This is a genomic window from Enterobacter sp. MGH 38 (genome assembly GCF_000492855.1).
GTDB lineage: Bacteria > Pseudomonadota > Gammaproteobacteria > Enterobacterales > Enterobacteriaceae > Enterobacter > Enterobacter hormaechei_C.
Window position 1 is genome coordinate 1,416,280 of record NZ_KI535608.1, and the last position, 16,515, is coordinate 1,432,794.

The following is a 16,515-nucleotide window of genomic DNA, read 5'->3' on the forward strand; positions in this document are numbered from 1 at the left end:
ACCTCAAATTAATTAAACGTGTTGCAGGGCTTTTTCCGCGAGCTGAGCAAAATAGCGGGCAGCGGGTTCGATTAATGCTTCGTCCGGGTTAAATGCCGGGTGATGTAACCCAAACGGACTGTTGCTGCCAATGCTGACAAACGCGCCGGGTATGTTTTGCAGATAGACCGCGAAATCCTCCCCGCCCATGTGCAGTTCCGCATGCCGGGTTTCATATCCCGCTTCGCGCGCGACCGAGGTGGCAAACCCGGCCCAGTGCTCATCGTTCACCAGCGCGGTGGGCCCGGCGTACCAGGTGATGTTGATCTGCGCGCTAAAGGCGCTGGCAAATCCAGCGGCGATTTCACCGACGCGCGCTTTCACGTTCTGCTGCACTTCCGTGCGGTGCGTGCGCAGCGTGCCCTCCAGCTCAACGCTTTCCGGCAGCACATTCCAGGTATTCCCCCCGGCGATGCGCGTCACACTCAGAACAACCGAATCCAGCGTGTTGACGTTACGGCTGGCTACGCTTTGCAGCGCTGTTACCAGCTGGCTTGCCAGCACGATGGCGTCGTTGCCTTCATGGGGACGTGCGGCATGCGCGCCTTTGCCGGTCACGTGAATAACGAAGCGATCGACGTTGGCATAGAACGGGCCGCCGCGCGTGGCAAACTCGCCGACCGGCAGTGACGGCTCGTTATGCATCCCGAAAATCGCGCGTACGTCGCGTAACGCCCCGGCACGCACCATGCTTTTCGCTCCGCCGAAATTTTCTTCCGCAGGCTGGAACAGGATCCGCACGCGACCGTTGAGCGAGGCTTCCCGCTCTTTCAGCTTTAGCGCGGCGCCGAGGATCACGCTGGTGTGAATGTCGTGTCCGCAGGCATGCATCACCCCGGCACGCCGGGAGCTAAACGGCACCCCGCTGCGCTCGTCGATGGGTAACGCGTCGATATCGGCGCGCAGCGCAACCAGTGCGTTGCCCGTGCCGATCTCCGCAACCAGCCCGGTCTGGAGATCGTAAGGCAGCGGTGCAATCCCGGCTGCCGTCAGCCACTCGCGCAGGCGGGCCGTTGTTTCGACCTCCTGACCGGAGAGTTCAGGGTTCTGGTGCAGCTCACGGCGCCAGGCAATCAGTTGTTCGCTAAAGCTCATACGGTAACCTCCCTGTTAAGACGCGCCTCGGCCAGCAGTCGCAGGGACTGCACGCGCGTTGCGCCATCAGCGACCGGCGTGTCGATGATAAATTCGTCAATCCCCCACTGCTGATGCAGCGCATTGAGCTGTTCAAGCACCGACGCCGCCGTTCCGGCCAGCAGAGACTGCGCCCGACGCGCAATGCGCACCGGTTCACTCCCCGCCTGCCGCGCAAAGGCGTAGGCCTGTTCTTCGCTGGCGACGGTGACGCGCTGTCCGTTTGCCAGCTCCACACCCCACACTTCAACCTTCTGCGCCAGCGCATCGGCCTCAGCCTGGGTTGGGGCAACAATGACCTGCACGGCCACAATCACCTCCCGGACGCTGTGTTGACGCCAGGCTGTGACGACCTCGCGCAGCAGCTCAGGATCACCATTCAGATGGGCGGCAAAGACAAAATGCCAGTCGAGGGAGGCCGCCAGCAGCGCGCTTTCGGTACTGGCGCCCAGCAGGAATCCCCGGGCAGGCGCCGGTGGCAGCGGCGTGGCGCGAACGTCCTCCTCCGCTGACTGATTTTCAGGGCGGATCCAGCGATCAAGCTGCGTCAGTTGGTCCGCAAAGCTGCCTTTTTCCTGCGGATTTAGGCCGTACTGCAAGGCGCGGGTAGAGAGCGGCAGACCGCCGGGCGCTTTGCCAACGCCCAGATCAACCCGGCCCGGCGCAATGGCGGCCAGTACGTTAAAATTTTCGGCGACTTTGTAGGGGCTGTAATGTTGCAGCATGACGCCGCCTGAGCCCACGCGAATACGCTTTGTTTGCCCGAGGATCCAGGCAATCAGCAGCTCCGGCGAGGGGCTGGCAAGCTGCGGGGTATTGTGGTGTTCGGCAATCCAGAAGCGGTGATAACCCAGCGTTTCTGCCTGCTGCGCCAGTGCTAAGGTTCGCGCCAGCGCATCGGCGGCTGTTTCGTGTTCTGCGACGGGGCTTTTATCCAGAATGCTGATTCGCCATGACATGTTGCGTTCTCGTTTGACTTAACATGTCGTCATTATTAAAGGCGGATTTCACCTCTGAGAAACAATTAATTTACATTTGGATTGCCGGAAAACGGCAATAGAGAGTCTGTCATCGGCGTGATTTAAGCGAGGCAATGAGTCTTTCGGCATCCTGCCGTCGGGTAATGCGGAGAAAGCGAATGTGTTTGTACTGCGGGTTTTGCATATCCGCTTGATAGCGTTTGCGGTTGCTGCGCCAGGTTTTGATCGTCCAGATGATAATAGAGTCCTTGCTAAGGAACGACCGACGAAAGCTTTCGCGGTTCCCCGTGCCGGGCCAGAGCTCCTGTTTGTGCCAGGCGCGTCTGGAGGCCCGCGTCACCGCTTGCCAGAGCGTGCGGATAAACCCACGATCTATCCACACCACCAGATCGACGTCGCGCCACTTAACGTCGCGTGTGCGGTTGTAATTCCCGTCTAGGACCCAGTCAGGCGAGGCGGCGAGCGCTTTTTCCAGGGTTGCAAGAAACTCATCGTCCGGTGTTCCCTGCCAGTTCGCTCGCCAGTAAAGCCTGTCCATCTCAATGTAAGGGATAGCCAGCGCCTCCGCGATTCGCCTGCCAAACGTGCTTTTCCCACTTCCGCTGGTACCTATGATATTGATTTTCACCGTTCCGCCTGCAAATGCTGAAGAAAACGGATCGAATCATAACGTTAATAATTTGTTTACGAAACGCCAGACTACTCGTTCGGATACTGCTCGTCGGTGACCTTCTCCAGCCACGCCACCGGACTCCCGTCGACCGCTTCTGCGATGGCGATATGGGTCATCGCCGTCTGCGCGCTTGCGCCGTGCCAGTGCTTCACGCCGGGTGGGATCCAGGCGATATCCCCCTGATTCAGCGGTTCCGCCTCTTTCCCCCACTCCTGTAACCAGCCGCGCCCCTGCGTCACGATCAGCGTTTGTCCAAGAGGATGCGTATGCCAGGCGGTACGTGCGCCGGGTTCAAAGGTGACGGTCGCGCCACCGACTTTTGCCGGTTCAGTCGCCTGGAAAGGCGCGTCAATGCGCACGCTGCCGGTAAACCAGGCCTCTGGACCCTGAACGGAAGGTAACGAACCGCTACGGATAATTTTCATGATTTACTCCACGTTTGCTGTTGCGTTAACAGTAGCGTAAAGCCATGGGGAGCATTAGAGTGCATAATCAGAAAGGAACCATGAGTTCAATTCATAAATCGAGTAAGCCGCCATGTTAAAAGACCGGTACGTATTGCGCCGGACATGCGCATGGCGGTTGTCGGGTCAGCAGAGTATTTGCAACGTTTCGGCATACCGAAAACGCCGGAGCAGCTCGATCAGCACCGCTGCATTAATATGCGCCTGCCCACACGCGGCGGATTATATGCCTGGGAATTTGAACGGGACGGACGTGAGCTGCGCGTGCGGGTTGACGGCCAGCTGATCCTCAACAGCCTGCCGCAGCGCATCGATGCCGCCGAAAACGGTCTGGGGCTGGCGTATGTTCCGCAAGATGCGGTTCAGGACGCCCTTGCTAAGGGCCGGTTAGTGGGTGTGCTTGAAGCCTGGTGTCCGGCTTTTACGGGATACCATCTGTATTATCCGAGCCGCCGCCAGCACACTACCGCCTTTGCATTACTCATTGCAGCCCTGCGGCATACATAGTCTCTACCTATAAGTAACTATTAAGTAAACCTGATGATTAAATCAGCATTCGCAGACCTTTTTGCCTAAAAAAACGCCACGATTCAGCGCGTTGTGATCCCCGTCTGCTCTGACCACACGATTTCCTTCGACGTGCATCACTTTCGGCACGGTTATATTTTGCGTCGCTTATCAATTGCGGGTAGGATGCCTCGCCATGTTTTGCCTTATCCATACACAGAATGACTGGAAAGGCAGCATGTGTCTGCGCAGAAGCAATCGTTTGTTTCGGCATCTGCCAGGCAGGACTATCACGTTAATGGTTCAGACAGGCAAACAGGTAACTCAATGAAAACAAGCAATAAAAGCGCAGCCGATCATCATGCTGCGAAACGTCGCTGGTTGAACTCTCATGAAGAGGGCTATCACAAGGCGATGGGCAACCGTCAGGTGCAGATGATCGCCATCGGCGGCGCTATCGGTACAGGTCTGTTTTTAGGTGCAGGCGCACGTCTGCAAATGGCTGGCCCCGCTCTCGCCCTGGTCTATCTGGTGTGCGGGATCTTCTCTTTCTTCATCCTTCGTGCGCTCGGCGAACTGGTACTCCACCGCCCTTCCAGCGGCAGCTTTGTCTCTTACGCCCGCGAGTTTCTTGGTGAAAAAGCCGCGTATGTCGCGGGCTGGATGTACTTCGTTAACTGGGCAATGACCGGTATTGTCGATATCACCGCCGTTGCGCTGTATATGCACTACTGGGGCGCGTTTGGCGATGTGCCGCAGTGGGTGTTCGCCCTCGGAGCGCTGGCAATTGTCGGGACCATGAACATGATCGGCGTGAAATGGTTCGCCGAAATGGAGTTCTGGTTCGCGCTGGTTAAGGTGCTGGCCATTGTGATCTTCCTGGTGGTCGGGACCGTATTCCTCGGCACCGGTAAACCGCTGGACGGTAACGCAACCGGCTTCCACCTGATTACCGATAACGGTGGTTTCTTCCCGCACGGCCTGCTGCCAGCGCTGGTTCTGGTGCAGGGGGTGGTGTTCGCCTTTGCCTCCATCGAACTGGTCGGTACGGCGGCAGGTGAATGCAAAGATCCGCAGACGATGGTGCCAAAAGCCATCAACAGCGTGATCTGGCGTATCGGCCTGTTCTATGTGGGCTCCGTGGTGCTGCTGGTTCTGCTGCTGCCGTGGAACGCATACCAGGCGGGCCAAAGCCCGTTTGTAACCTTCTTCTCTAAGCTGGGCGTGCCGTACGTGGGCAGCATCATGAACATCGTGGTACTGACCGCCGCGCTCTCCAGCCTGAACTCCGGACTCTATTCGACGGGCCGTATCCTGCGCTCCATGTCGATGGGGGGCTCTGCGCCGAAGTTTATGTCGAAGATGAGCAAGCAGCAGGTGCCTTACGCGGGTATTCTGGCCACTCTGGTGGTGTATATCTTTGGCGTGTTCCTGAACTATCTGGTGCCGTCTCAGGTGTTTGAGATCGTGCTGAACGTCGCTGCACTGGGCATTATTGCCTCCTGGGCCTTTATTGTGGTGTGTCAGATGCGTCTGCGCAAAGCGATCAAAGAAGGAAAAGCGGCTGACGTCAGCTTCAAGCTGCCGGGCGCACCGGTGACCTCCTGGCTTACCCTGCTGTTCCTGCTGAGCGTGCTGGTGCTGATGGCCTTCGACTACCCGAACGGTACCTACACCATCGCCACAATACCGCTGCTGGCGGTGCTGTTGATTGCTGGCTGGTTTGGCGTTCGTAAACGCGTGAATGAAATCCACAGTACCGCACCGGTTCATCCTGGAGATGACAAACAGGACGGTCCGCTGGTGGAAGAGACGTCGCGTTAATAAAAAAGCCGGGTGGCGGCTTCGCCTTACCCGGCCTGCATTTCATGTTTTTTTTATGCCCGGTAAGCGCACCACAACCGGGCAAATCCCACATCAGAGCGCGATACGAATCACATCGTCAGGCTGGGTCGCTTCCTGCTGACGGGTTGATTTCTGTTTCACCGTTACGTACAGCGTTTTACCGTCCGCAGACAGCGCCAGGCTGTTCGGGTAAACCGGGGTATCGTAGGTCTTGGTCACTTTGTAGGTTTTGGCGTCAATCACGCTCACCTTGCCCGCCTCGCGGTGCGTCACATAGGCTTCGTTACGCGCCGGGTTAAACAGTACGGCCAGCGATTCTGGCGCGGCGATTTTCTGCATCACGCTGCCATCTTTCAGATTCACCACCAGCACTTCTGGCTGTTTTGAATCCGTCACAAACGCACGCTGGCCGACAGTGTCCAGGCTCAGGTTCAGGTAGAAGTGCTCTTTTCCGTCATCCTGCACTTTTTTACGGCTGAGGATTTTGTTGGTTGCCGTATCAATGGTCACCAGCTCGCCGTCCGCATTGGTGGTATACAGGCGTTTTGCCTTCGCATCCAGCGCCAGTCCGGTGCTGAACGTGCCGGTGTTCGTGATAGTGTCCTTCAGCTTCAGCGTTGCGCCATCAACAACCCAGATCACGCTCTCCTTGCCGATGCCGGTAATGTACACCGTATTGGTCGTGTCATCGGCCACCAGCTGGCGCGGCTGAAGCGGCTTCACCGTGTCGCTACGCTTGCGATCGTCCAGCACCAGGCGCCCTTTAACCTCGCTCGTTTTGGCGTCAATCGCCGTCACGGCGCTGTTGACGGTGTTACCGAACCACAGCGTCTGGGTGGCGTTATCGATCGTGGCGCCAAACGGCTTGAGATCGTTATGAATCGCCTGCGTCACTTCCAGCGTGACCGGATCCAGACGATAAACCACGCCGCCCTTATCGGTTTTGCGGCTTTGTGACGTCGCAACCCACAGCGCGTTTTCCTGCTGGCTGACGGCCATTTCATACGCGCCCTTGCCGACCGCTTTGCGCAACATCTCTTCAGCGGCATGAACCTGGAACGTACCGGCAAACAGTAAAGAGCCCAACAGCAGAGACCCACGCAGGCGCGGCGAGCACAGATGACGTAAAGACATAACAATTCCTTTTTAAATGAGGAGATTTACCGCTGACATCACTTCCGGTGGGCAAAGTCATCGCTTTGCCGTTATTTTAATGAGAATAGTAATCATTAATCAGTTGAATGTGGAGTATTTCTTTCCTTCAAAGCCTTACATTCACGAAATGTGCGGTTATAGTTTTCATAACATTTACAAAGGATTTAACATATATACACAGGTTCCAGTTGATTTGGTTCGAATTTTTCTTAACCGGTTTACTCCATGAAAATTATTACTGCCCGCAAGGCATCACTACCCCTGCTGTTCGCTCCCGTCATTTTTGGCCCGCTGAGTGCGATGGCCGCGGATGAACAGACCCTGATCGTCAGCGCCACGCCGCAAACTGTCTCCGAACTGGACACCCCGGCCGCAGTCAGCGTGGTGAGCGGCGAGGATATGCGACATGCCACACCGCGCATCAACCTTTCTGAATCCCTTGGGAGCGTGCCTGGCCTGCAAATCCAGAACCGCCAGAACTATGCTCAGGATCTGCAACTTTCCGTTCGCGGATTCGGCGCGCGTTCAACCTTCGGCGTACGCGGGATCCGCATGTACGTGGACGGCATTCCGGCAACCATGCCCGACGGCCAGGGGCAGACGTCAAACATAGACCTCAACAGCATTGAGAGCGTCGACGTGCTGCGCGGCCCCTTCTCTGCCCTGTACGGCAATGCCTCCGGCGGCGTAATCAACATCAACACCCAGACCGGACAACAGCCAGCCACAATTGAAGCCAGCAGCTATTACGGCAGTTACGGCACCTGGCGTTACGGCATGAAGGCCACCGGTGCGGTGGGCGACGGGACTCAGGCGGGGGATGTGGACTATGCGGTATCCACAACCCGCTTCACCACCCATGGCTATCGCGACCACAGCGGCGCACGGAAAAACCTCGCCAATGCGAAACTGGGCGTACGCATTGATGATGTCAGCAAGCTAACGCTGATTTTTAACAGCGTGGACATGAAAGCCAACGATCCGGGCGGACTGAGTTATCAGGAGTGGCAGAACAACCCACGCCAGTCACCCCGTGGCGATCAGTACAACATGCGTAAAACCATTAAGCAGACCCAGGCCGGGATCCGCTACGACCGTCAGTTGAGCGAACAGGACGACCTCAGCGTGATGATGTACGCCGGTGAGCGTGAAATGACCCAGTACCAGTCCATTCCGGATACCGCGCAGACTGAAAATCCTGCGCATTCGGGTGGCGTAATTGATATGCAGCGCCACTATCAGGGTATTGATACCCGCTGGACCCACCGCGGTGAGCTGCTGGTGCCGGTAACGTTTACCACCGGCCTGAACTACGAAAATATGAGTGAAAATCGCCGCGGGTATGAAAACTTCGTGATGAACAACGGCGTGCCGGATTTTGGCGTGAAGGGTAACAAACGCCGTGACGAACGTAACCTGATGTGGAACCTTGATCCCTACCTGCAAACCCAATGGCAGCTCACGCAAAAGCTGTCCGTTGAGGCGGGCGTGCGTTACAGCTCCGTCTGGTTTGACTCCAACGATCATTACATTACCCCGCAAAACGGCGATGACAGCGGTGACGCCAGCTACCATAAATGGCTCCCGGCTGGTGCGGTGAAATACGCCGTGACCGACGCCTGGAACCTGTATGCCGCGGCGGGACGGGGATTTGAGACCCCTACCATCAACGAACTCTCATACCGTTCTGATGGCAAAGGCGGCCTCAATATCAACCTGCAACCGTCAACCAACAACACCTATGAGATTGGCAGCAAAACCCGCATCGGCAATGGCATCCTGACGGCGGCGCTGTTCCGCACGGATACCGACAACGAGATCGTGGTAGACGAAAACAAAGATGGTCGCACTACCTACAAAAATGCGGGGAAAACGCGCCGTCAGGGTGTGGAAATTGCGCTCGACCAGCAGTTTGCCGAAAACTGGAAGCTGAAAATGGCGTGGACATATCTCGATGCGACCTACCGTACCAACGTCTGTAGCAATGCAGACTGTAGCGGCAACCGGATGCCGGGGATTGCCCGTAACATGGGGTATGCGTCGTTTGGCTGGGAGCCTGAGGAAGGCTGGTACGCGGGGGCAGATGCCCGCTACATGAGCGACGTGATGGCAAACGACACCAATACCGCCAAAGCGCCCACTTATACCGTGGTCGGTCTGAATACCGGGTATAAACTCAATTACGGCAAATGGGGAATGGACATCTTTGGTCGCGTCGATAACCTGTTCGATAAAGAGTACGTCGGCTCAGAGATTGTAAACGCAGGCTACAATCGCTATTACGAACCCGCCCCTGGCCGTAACTATGGCGTGGGCCTGTCGGCCTCTTATCGCTTTGAGTAAAACATTTTCCGGCAGCGCACGTTGCCGGTAAAAAAATAACATCATTCCCGGTAGCCTTAAGCGCCGGGAATATACTCAGGGAAGTTTAAAACGAATAAAAAAATAAGTGCGCCAGTGCGATCCTTAACTGTAGTATTGCCGTTGCAGGAGGATATTGGCTTCATCAATGGCTCGGTCGATCGCTTCCCGACTGGCCGTCACGTCCCTTTGCTCAAGCGCAGAAAGCAGATCGGCATAATGGTAAGTCGTGGCAGGGATATCTTTCATCTCTTCGTGCAGGTAGTTGATACACGGACCAATCCGTACCCATAGCTGCTCAATCAGCGAGTTCAGGGTCGGCATTTCGGCATACTGATAGAGCGTAAACCGGAACACGCGGTTGGCATGGATCGCCTTCTGCACGTCGCCCTGATGCATGGCGGTGCTGAAGTTATCTGACAGCGCGCGTAATGCATCCAGTTTGGTCTCGGTCATATTCTGACACGCCGCCGCAACGGCCATCGGCTCAAGCTGTTTTCGGATGGCGTTAATTTCGTTATAACGCTCCAGCGTAACCTCTGGCACCAAAAACGCCTGAGCAGGCGTGGCCTGTAATGCGCCTGCCGACACCAGACGCAGCAGGGCTTCGCGCACTGGTGTGATGCTGGTGCCTAATTTATCCGCAATCTCTTTCGTGATGAGTCGAGCCCCAGGTTTTAATGAGCCCGTAATTAACGCTCCCTTTAAACTGTTCTCAACTTGCATCGTCAGACTGATTCTTTGTGCTTTTTCCAGGTTTTCCAAATCAAGCATGTTTAATTCCCGTAGCCAAAACAAAATGCCATTTTCAGCGACTGTTTAAAAAAACATCGCCGGTTTGATATATCCTGTATCGTCATGCCTGGTATGAAGGGCGCGCGTTAAAATAAAAATTGTTCAATTACTATTACGTTTACCACTTCTGGCTCAGCTGGGCCGATGGCGCGCAATGCTTATGGATTAATTAAAGACAATATATCGTATCTTCACAAATAATTATGGCGGACTTTGCCCGCCATAACCGATGCTCTGTTTAGTCCGCCGCCACGCGGATCACGACCTTGCCGAAGTTTTTCCCTTCCAGCAGCCCAATCAGCGCCTCCGGCGCCGCGTTCAGCCCTTCGGTGACCTGCTCGCGATAGTGAATTTTGCCTTCCTGCACCCAGCGTCCCATTTCCTGCTGGAACTCGCCGATACGATGACCATAGTCCTGAGCGATGATAAAGCCCTGCATGCGGATGCGTTTTTTCAGGATGGTCCCCATCAGCAGCGGCAAGCGATCCGGCCCCTCCGGCAGGTTGGTCGCGTTGTAGCCGCTGACCAGTCCGCAAACCGGCACGCGCGCGGAGGTATTCAGGAGCGGCAGTACGGCGTCAAAGACTTTACCGCCGACGTTTTCATAATACACGTCAATGCCCTGCGGGCAGGCTTTCGCCAGCTGTTCGGCAAAATCATCCGCATGGTGATCCAGACAGGCGTCGAAACCGAGCACGTCGACCGCATGACGGCATTTCTCCTCCCCGCCAGCCACGCCGATGACCCGGCACCCTTTGATTTTTCCGATCTGCCCCACCGTTGCGCCAACCGGCCCCGTGGCCGCCGCCACGACGAGGGTTTCCCCTGCCTGAGGCTGGCCGATATCAAGCAGCCCCATATACGCGGTGAAGCCCGGCATCCCGAGCACGCCGAGTGCCCATGAAGGGTGCGACGGGTTTTCGCCCAGCCTGACCAGCCCTTTCCCGTTGGAAAGTTCATACTCCTGCCAGCCGCTGTAGCCCAGAACCCACTCGCCCTCTTTATAATCCGGATGGCGGGAGGTCTCGACGCGGCTTACCGTGCCGCCCACCATCACCGCGCCAATCTCGACAGGAGGTGAATAGGATGGGGCATCGCTCATACGGCCACGCATGTACGGATCAAGCGAGAGCCATACGGTGCGTAATAACACCTGTCCCTCTGCGGGCGTGGGGATCGGCTGCTCTTCCAGGCGGAAATTTTCGGCAACCGGCGCGCCGTGTGGACGGGAAGCCAGTACCCAGCGTCGGTTTTGCGTAGTTGATTGATTCATTCTTCGCTCCTTACTGCTGAAAATGTCATTCAAGTCTGGCACGTTATCCTGCGGATCGCCTTTGCATTATGAGCCGGACTGATTAAGCCGCACGACCAGATAGAGGCACGATTCATCCGTTTCGTTGATAAACCGGCAGTCGTTCGGCGGCCCGAGTTCCAGACAATCTCCGGCCTTCATTTCATGGCGGGTATCCCCCTCCAGAAAGACCAGTTCACCTGCCTGCAACCAAATCAGCTGTCGCGCCAGCGCGTAAGAGGAAGCGGGCATCGGCACATCGCTGCCTGCGGGTAGCTCCACCTGGACGAGGTCGATAGGCATATCGGTGCGCGGCGACACATGGCGACGCAAATAGTGGGTTTGCGGATCGCGCCAGACGGGCTGGTTCGCCAGACGTAACAGTTTGCCCTCCTGCATTTCCGCGCGCGCAATGAGCGTAGACATGCTAATACCGAAGGCACCGGATAACCGCGCAAGCAGCGTCGCCGTTGGGCTACTGTCACCCCGTTCAATCTTATGGATCATGGCGCGTGAGATACCTGCCCGTTCGGCCAGTTCGCTTAATGACCAGCCACGCGACTCGCGTTCAAGGCGTATGCGGGCGCTAATGCGTTGATTCATATTGTCTGTCATTGTATTCATGACGTCATACTATAGTGTACGGATGGTTTTTCGGGGCAGTTTTGTGACAAAAAAACAGGGATTTTGTCGTAGCGATGGAATACATGAACTGTGTAATATTGTGAGAAAATCATACTACTATAGTGAACAACACAGCCAGAGGTTAACCATGATTGTTCGTCATGCCTGCAAAGAAGATTGTGCCGCTATCGGTGAAATTTATAACCATGCGGTGCTGCACACCGCCGCAATCTGGAACGATACAACTGTCGATACCGATAACCGTATTGCATGGTTTGAGGCGCGCACGCTGTTGGGTTATCCGGTGCTGGTCAGTGAAGAAGAAGGTGTAGTGACGGGATACGCCTCATTTGGCGACTGGCGAGCATTCGACGGTTTTCGCCATACGGTGGAGCACTCGGTTTACGTTCATCCCGATCATCAGGGCAAAGGCATTGGTCGACTGCTAATGACGGAATTAATTAAGGAAGCCCGCCAGATTGGTAAACATGTGATGGTTGCCGGTATTGAGGCGCAGAACCAGGCGTCGATTCATCTGCATGAAACCCTGGGCTTTATTACCACCGGAAATATGCCGCAGGTAGGAACCAAATTCGGTCGCTGGCTGGATTTAACCTTTATGCAACTCCAGCTCGATGAGCGCAGCGATCCGGATGCTCTGCCATGAATCAATCGTTGACGTTAGCATTCCTGGTGGCCGCCGGGATTGGGCTGGTGGTACAAAACACCCTTATGGTGCGCATTACGCAATCCTCTTCCACCATTCTTATCGCCATGCTGCTGAACTCGCTGGTGGGGATTGTGTTGTTTGTCAGCATGTTGCTGGTGAAAAATGGCATGGCGGGGTTTAACGAACTGGCGTCAACGGTGCGCTGGTGGACACTGATCCCCGGCCTGCTGGGGTCATTTTTTGTCTTTGCCAGTATTAGCGGATATCAGAATGTGGGCGCGGCAACGACCATTGCCGTACTGGTGGCAAGCCAGCTGATTGGCGGTCTGGTGATGGACATCCTCAAGAGCAACGGCGTTCCCCTGCGCGCGCTGGTTGGCCCGGTCTGCGGCGCAGTGATGCTGGTGGTTGGCGCCTGGCTGGTGGCACGGCGCCAGTTTTAACCCTTACAGGATAGTCCCACCCTGCGTGAGGTGGGCATGGCGTGCCTCCGCCTCTTCTTTATGTTGCTTGCCATGATGCGCAATCGCGGTACGCAGGCGCTGCTGCTGGGTATAACGATCTTCACGGCTGAGCTCTGCATCGTCGCTTAATTCGATCAGCAGTTCGTTCATGTGGGTAATCACGCTCTCTTCGATGGTGGCATCGACGCGGGCGATAACTTTGTTTAAATGTGACATTGTCACTCCTTATCACGTGCCGGGTGCTAACTGTAGGCCGGGTAAGGCATAGCCGCCCCCCGGCAAGAATACGATCAGTTCAGCTTCGCTTTCGAGAAGTCACTGCCCATCAGACTCACGCTGTACCCGGTCACGTTGCTGCGGGTCGCGTAGAACGTTTTGCCGTTAGCTAACGCAATCCACGGTGCCTGCTGATAGAAAATCTCCTGTGCCTGTCCATACAGCTTCGCACGTTCGTCCGGGTTGCTGGTCAGTTTGGCCTTTTGCACCAGCTCATCATACCCCTTATCACACCAGCGCGCGGCGTTAGATCCGGTTTTGATGCTGTTACAACCCAGCAGCACATCGGCGAAGTTGTCCGGATCGCCATTATCAGACATCCAGCCGAACAGCGCGGAATCATGCTCGCCTTTACGCATGCCGGAGAGGTACTCACCCCACTCGTAAGAGACGATTTTCGCCTTCACACCCACTTTCGCCCAGTCAGCCTGGATCATCTCCGCAATGCGTCGTGAGTTCGGGTTGTACGGACGCTGAACCGGCATGGACCAGAGGGTCACTTCCGCGCCCTTTTCCAGACCCGCCTGCTTCAGCAGCGCTTTCGCTTTTTCCGGATCGTAGCCGTAATCCTTCAGGTCTTTATTAAAGCCGAGCATGTTCGGCGGGATCGGCGATTTAGCGACCGTACCAGACCCCATAAAGACCGCGTTCACAATGGCCTTTTTGTCCGTCGCGTAATTCAGAGCCTGGCGCACCAGCACGTTATCAAACGGTTTTTTCTCCGTGTTGAACGCCAGGTACCCCACGTTCAGCGCATCCACCGAGTGCAGGGTCAGGTCTTTGTTTTTCTTGATCGCTTCAAACTGCACCGGCGACGGCGCAGGAATGATCTGACACTCGTTCGTTTGCAGCTTCGCCAGACGCGTCTCAACGTTTGGCGTGATGGAGAAGATCAGGTGTTTGGTCGGCACCTCACCGTCCCAGTAGTTCGGATTGGCGACGTAGCGGATCAGCGAATCCACCTTGTACTGCTGAAGCACATACGGGCCGGTGCCGATTGGCCAGGTGTCCACATTTTCAGGTGTCCCCTTTTTCAGCATCGCGTCCGCGTACTCGGCAGAGAGGATCGAGGCGAAGTCCATTCCCCAGTCGGCCAGGAACGCCGCGTTGGGTTCGCTCAGCGTGAACTGGACGTGATAATCGTCGATCTTTTTCACATCCTGAATGAGCTTGTCGAGGCCCACGTCATTAAAGTATTCGTAATTACCCTGGGAAACATTGTGATAGGGATGCTTAGGGTCTTTCTGACGCATAACGGAGAAAATAACGTCATCAGCGTTAAAATCACGGGTAGGTTTGAAGTATTTATTGCTGTTGAATTTTACCCCTTTACGCAGGGTAAACGTGTATGTTTTGCCGTCTGGCGAAATGGTCCACGACTCGGCCAGGGAAGGCACCGGCGTGTTTTTTACCGGGTCGAAGTTAATCAGACGGTTATACAGCGTTTGCGAGCTGGCGACAAACGAAGGTCCAGAGCTGGCGATCTGCGGGTTAAACGACTCCGGCGACGCCTCGGAGCAGTAGATAATGGTGTCTTTATTTGCCGCCCATGCGGCGCTTGCCGGTAGCAGCGCGCTCAGCGCGAGGGCGAGCACGGTTTTCCCTGTAGACATGGTTATTACCCTTTCGGTTTTATTATAGTGAACAGTAATAACAGCACAGACGTATTGGCCTGACAAATAACGAATCACTATCAGGTTATTCTTAAGCCGTACATTTCGCTGGTTTTAGCATCACCCCGCAGAAACCGATTTGCCTTAAGGTTCATTATTCGTCAAGCACAACCATCACGATCAATGCCGCAAGAAATCGTCCCTTTTATCGTCTCCTCCGCCGTTTGCTTGCTTAGCTGTTTCGTTAAAGTAATGGCGTGAAGAAGTCTACAGGACCAAATCGTGGCAAAAACACTTTTACGCAGCGGTAATCTGGATGATTTTCAGGCCGTTGGTGGCGGCGGACAGGCCGTTTTTGAATCAGCGCTGCAAATCCGCGAAGCGCTTCGGTTGCGCAAACAACAGGCTATCGTCGATTGTCTGGCCATCCCCCAGGTCTACGACGGCGGCGATCGCGTTGACTGGTACTCCCCGGTTGAGGGAACCGTCTCCAGCTGGAAGGCGGCGGATGAAGATGATCGTTATCGCGCCCTACGCTATCTGGAAAACACGCTCGCCAGCGTGGAGTCGCTGAGTAAAAAATGCCTTCAGTCACCGAAAACGGCGCAGCAACTGTTTGGCTCTCTGCTCTCAAAAGCCTTTCAGTTTCCCGGTGAAAACTTTGTTTTCCTGGTGGATGGCAAACCGGTGATCTGCTTCTGGGGTTTCGTCAATCTTAACGAGAACGCGCGCGACGACGTGCTGGACTGCCTGCGCGAATCGTTGGTCCCTGAACCTGAGCCAGTGGTGATTAACGAGCCTGAACCTGAACAGGAGCAAGAACCGGCCCCGGTAGTGACCTTTGAGCAGGCCGACGCGCCGCTTATCACGCCTGTGGCTTCCGTCCGTATCACCGAAGATGAACTGTATACGCCAGAGCCGGTGCGCATGAACGCCGCGCCGCCAGAGCCCGCACCGGCGGCCATGCAGAAAAAACGTCGCTCCCCCCTGTGGTTGCTGCCGGTTGCCGCCGTCATTATTGCGGCCATTGCCACCCCGCTGCTTTGGCCAAAACAGGCCCCGACCGCAGCGCCTGTTGCCACACCAGCGCCAGTGCCTGTCGCCATTGCTCCGGCCCCCGTAAAGACGGTCGAGCCGCTTGAGCTGAAACTCCCGCTGCACCAGGCCGAAGTGGTAGAGCCGAAGGTGAAAACGCCTGCACCGGCAGCCGAACCAGTGGTCATTACCGCGATACCGAAAGATGCGATGGTGATGGAGGCAAACCAGGTCAAAGCGGGGTTAACGCGCTTCCTGAATGGCACCTGGCGCGCGTTTCTCGATGTGCAGGATCCGCTCACCGGCAAACCGCCGTCGCTGCGCTATCAGATCCAGAACAATAAAGGTTTCGCCCGGGTTGTGCATGGCGACAACATTGTCTGCCGGGTAGACGTCTTTTCCGGATTACACAGCAACGGCGAGCTGTTGATCAAAACGCGCGGAAACGCTCGTTGCACCGACGGTTCACGCTATCCGATGCCGGAAGTGACCTGTAAGGCAGGTGCCAGCGACGTGGCGGAATGCACCGCACGTTACGATGCCAACACCATCGTTCCTCTGACGTTCAAGAAAGCAGGTGTCTGATCCT

At 56.0% G+C, this 16,515-nt stretch carries 15 protein-coding genes and 1 pseudogene; 6 read left to right on the plus strand and 10 right to left on the minus strand.

Features of this window, described 5'->3' with window-relative positions; translation table 11 throughout:
- Positions 1-12 precede the first annotated feature (12 nt).
- The 4 genes from L384_RS04710 to L384_RS04695 form a co-directional block, all read right to left on the minus strand.
- The gene (locus L384_RS04710) at positions 13-1,134 is read right to left on the minus strand and encodes an amidohydrolase (protein WP_017382285.1); all 1,122 of its coding nucleotides are present in this window, start codon (positions 1,132-1,134) and stop codon (positions 13-15) included.
- Positions 1,131-2,132 carry an MsnO8 family LLM class oxidoreductase gene (locus L384_RS04705; protein ID WP_023324692.1) on the minus strand — a complete coding sequence of 334 codons (1,002 nt, stop codon included), beginning with the start codon at positions 2,130-2,132 and terminating at the stop codon, positions 1,131-1,133. The genes L384_RS04710 and L384_RS04705 overlap by 4 nt, the downstream gene beginning before the upstream one ends.
- A gap of 109 nt (positions 2,133-2,241) precedes the next feature.
- Entirely contained in the window at positions 2,242-2,781 is a 540-nt protein-coding gene (locus L384_RS04700; protein ID WP_003856993.1) for a shikimate kinase, read from the minus strand.
- Positions 2,782-2,852: 71 nt separating this feature from the next.
- Positions 2,853-3,251 carry a (R)-mandelonitrile lyase gene (locus L384_RS04695; RefSeq protein ID WP_023314200.1) on the minus strand — a complete coding sequence of 133 codons (399 nt, stop codon included), beginning with the start codon at positions 3,249-3,251 and terminating at the stop codon, positions 2,853-2,855.
- Between the two features lie 126 nt (positions 3,252-3,377).
- Between L384_RS04695 and L384_RS04690 the strand changes: the two are divergent.
- Both L384_RS04690 and ansP read left to right on the plus strand, forming a co-directional pair.
- Positions 3,378-3,797: pseudogene (locus L384_RS04690) on the plus strand (LysR substrate-binding domain-containing protein); the annotation flags it as partial.
- 327 nt (positions 3,798-4,124) lie between these two features.
- Complete coding sequence (ansP, locus tag L384_RS04685) at positions 4,125-5,621, plus strand: L-asparagine permease (RefSeq protein ID WP_022648235.1); 1,497 nt, start codon at positions 4,125-4,127, stop codon at positions 5,619-5,621.
- A gap of 93 nt (positions 5,622-5,714) precedes the next feature.
- Here the strand turns inward: ansP and L384_RS04680 are convergent, their stop codons facing one another.
- Positions 5,715-6,776, minus strand: a complete 1,062-nt coding sequence (locus L384_RS04680) for a 7-bladed beta-propeller protein YncE (RefSeq protein ID WP_023324693.1) — start codon at positions 6,774-6,776, stop codon at positions 5,715-5,717.
- Positions 6,777-7,022: 246 nt separating this feature from the next.
- Here L384_RS04680 and pqqU point away from each other — a divergent pair, with 246 nt between their 5' ends.
- The gene (gene pqqU, locus L384_RS04675; protein ID WP_023324694.1) at positions 7,023-9,140 is read left to right on the plus strand and encodes a TonB-dependent receptor PqqU; all 2,118 of its coding nucleotides are present in this window, start codon (positions 7,023-7,025) and stop codon (positions 9,138-9,140) included.
- Between the two features lie 123 nt (positions 9,141-9,263).
- Here the strand turns inward: pqqU and L384_RS04670 are convergent, their stop codons facing one another.
- The 3 genes from L384_RS04670 to L384_RS04660 all read right to left on the minus strand — a co-directional run bounded on the left by L384_RS04670 (position 9,264) and on the right by L384_RS04660 (position 11,868).
- Positions 9,264-9,932 carry a GntR family transcriptional regulator gene (locus L384_RS04670; protein ID WP_003856981.1) on the minus strand — a complete coding sequence of 223 codons (669 nt, stop codon included), beginning with the start codon at positions 9,930-9,932 and terminating at the stop codon, positions 9,264-9,266.
- A gap of 259 nt (positions 9,933-10,191) precedes the next feature.
- Positions 10,192-11,226 (minus strand): NADP-dependent oxidoreductase, encoded by a 1,035-nt coding sequence (locus L384_RS04665; protein WP_023324695.1) that lies wholly within the window; start codon positions 11,224-11,226, stop codon positions 10,192-10,194.
- 66 nt (positions 11,227-11,292) lie between these two features.
- Positions 11,293-11,868, minus strand: a complete 576-nt coding sequence (locus L384_RS04660) for a helix-turn-helix domain-containing protein (RefSeq protein ID WP_003856978.1) — start codon at positions 11,866-11,868, stop codon at positions 11,293-11,295.
- Positions 11,869-12,016: 148 nt separating this feature from the next.
- On the opposite strand from L384_RS04660, the gene L384_RS04655 reads away from it, so the two are divergent.
- Positions 12,017-12,535 (plus strand): GNAT family N-acetyltransferase, encoded by a 519-nt coding sequence (locus tag L384_RS04655; RefSeq protein ID WP_003856975.1) that lies wholly within the window; start codon positions 12,017-12,019, stop codon positions 12,533-12,535.
- Complete coding sequence (locus tag L384_RS04650; protein WP_003856973.1) at positions 12,532-12,981, plus strand: DMT family transporter; 450 nt, start codon at positions 12,532-12,534, stop codon at positions 12,979-12,981. Before L384_RS04655 ends, L384_RS04650 begins: the two co-directional genes overlap by 4 nt.
- A 3-nt stretch (positions 12,982-12,984) precedes the next feature.
- Here L384_RS04650 and L384_RS04645 read toward each other — a convergent pair whose 3' ends face one another.
- Together L384_RS04645 and L384_RS04640 are read right to left on the minus strand one after the other, a co-directional pair.
- The gene (locus L384_RS04645) at positions 12,985-13,218 is read right to left on the minus strand and encodes a YdcY family protein (protein WP_003856971.1); all 234 of its coding nucleotides are present in this window, start codon (positions 13,216-13,218) and stop codon (positions 12,985-12,987) included.
- A gap of 74 nt (positions 13,219-13,292) precedes the next feature.
- Positions 13,293-14,891: an ABC transporter substrate-binding protein gene (locus tag L384_RS04640; RefSeq protein WP_003856968.1), complete on the minus strand. Its 1,599-nt coding sequence runs from the start codon at positions 14,889-14,891 to the stop codon at positions 13,293-13,295.
- Between the two features lie 282 nt (positions 14,892-15,173).
- On the opposite strand from L384_RS04640, the gene L384_RS04635 reads away from it, so the two are divergent.
- Positions 15,174-16,511 (plus strand): SrfA family protein, encoded by a 1,338-nt coding sequence (locus tag L384_RS04635; protein WP_023324697.1) that lies wholly within the window; start codon positions 15,174-15,176, stop codon positions 16,509-16,511.
- The last annotated feature ends 4 nt before the right edge of the window (positions 16,512-16,515 follow it).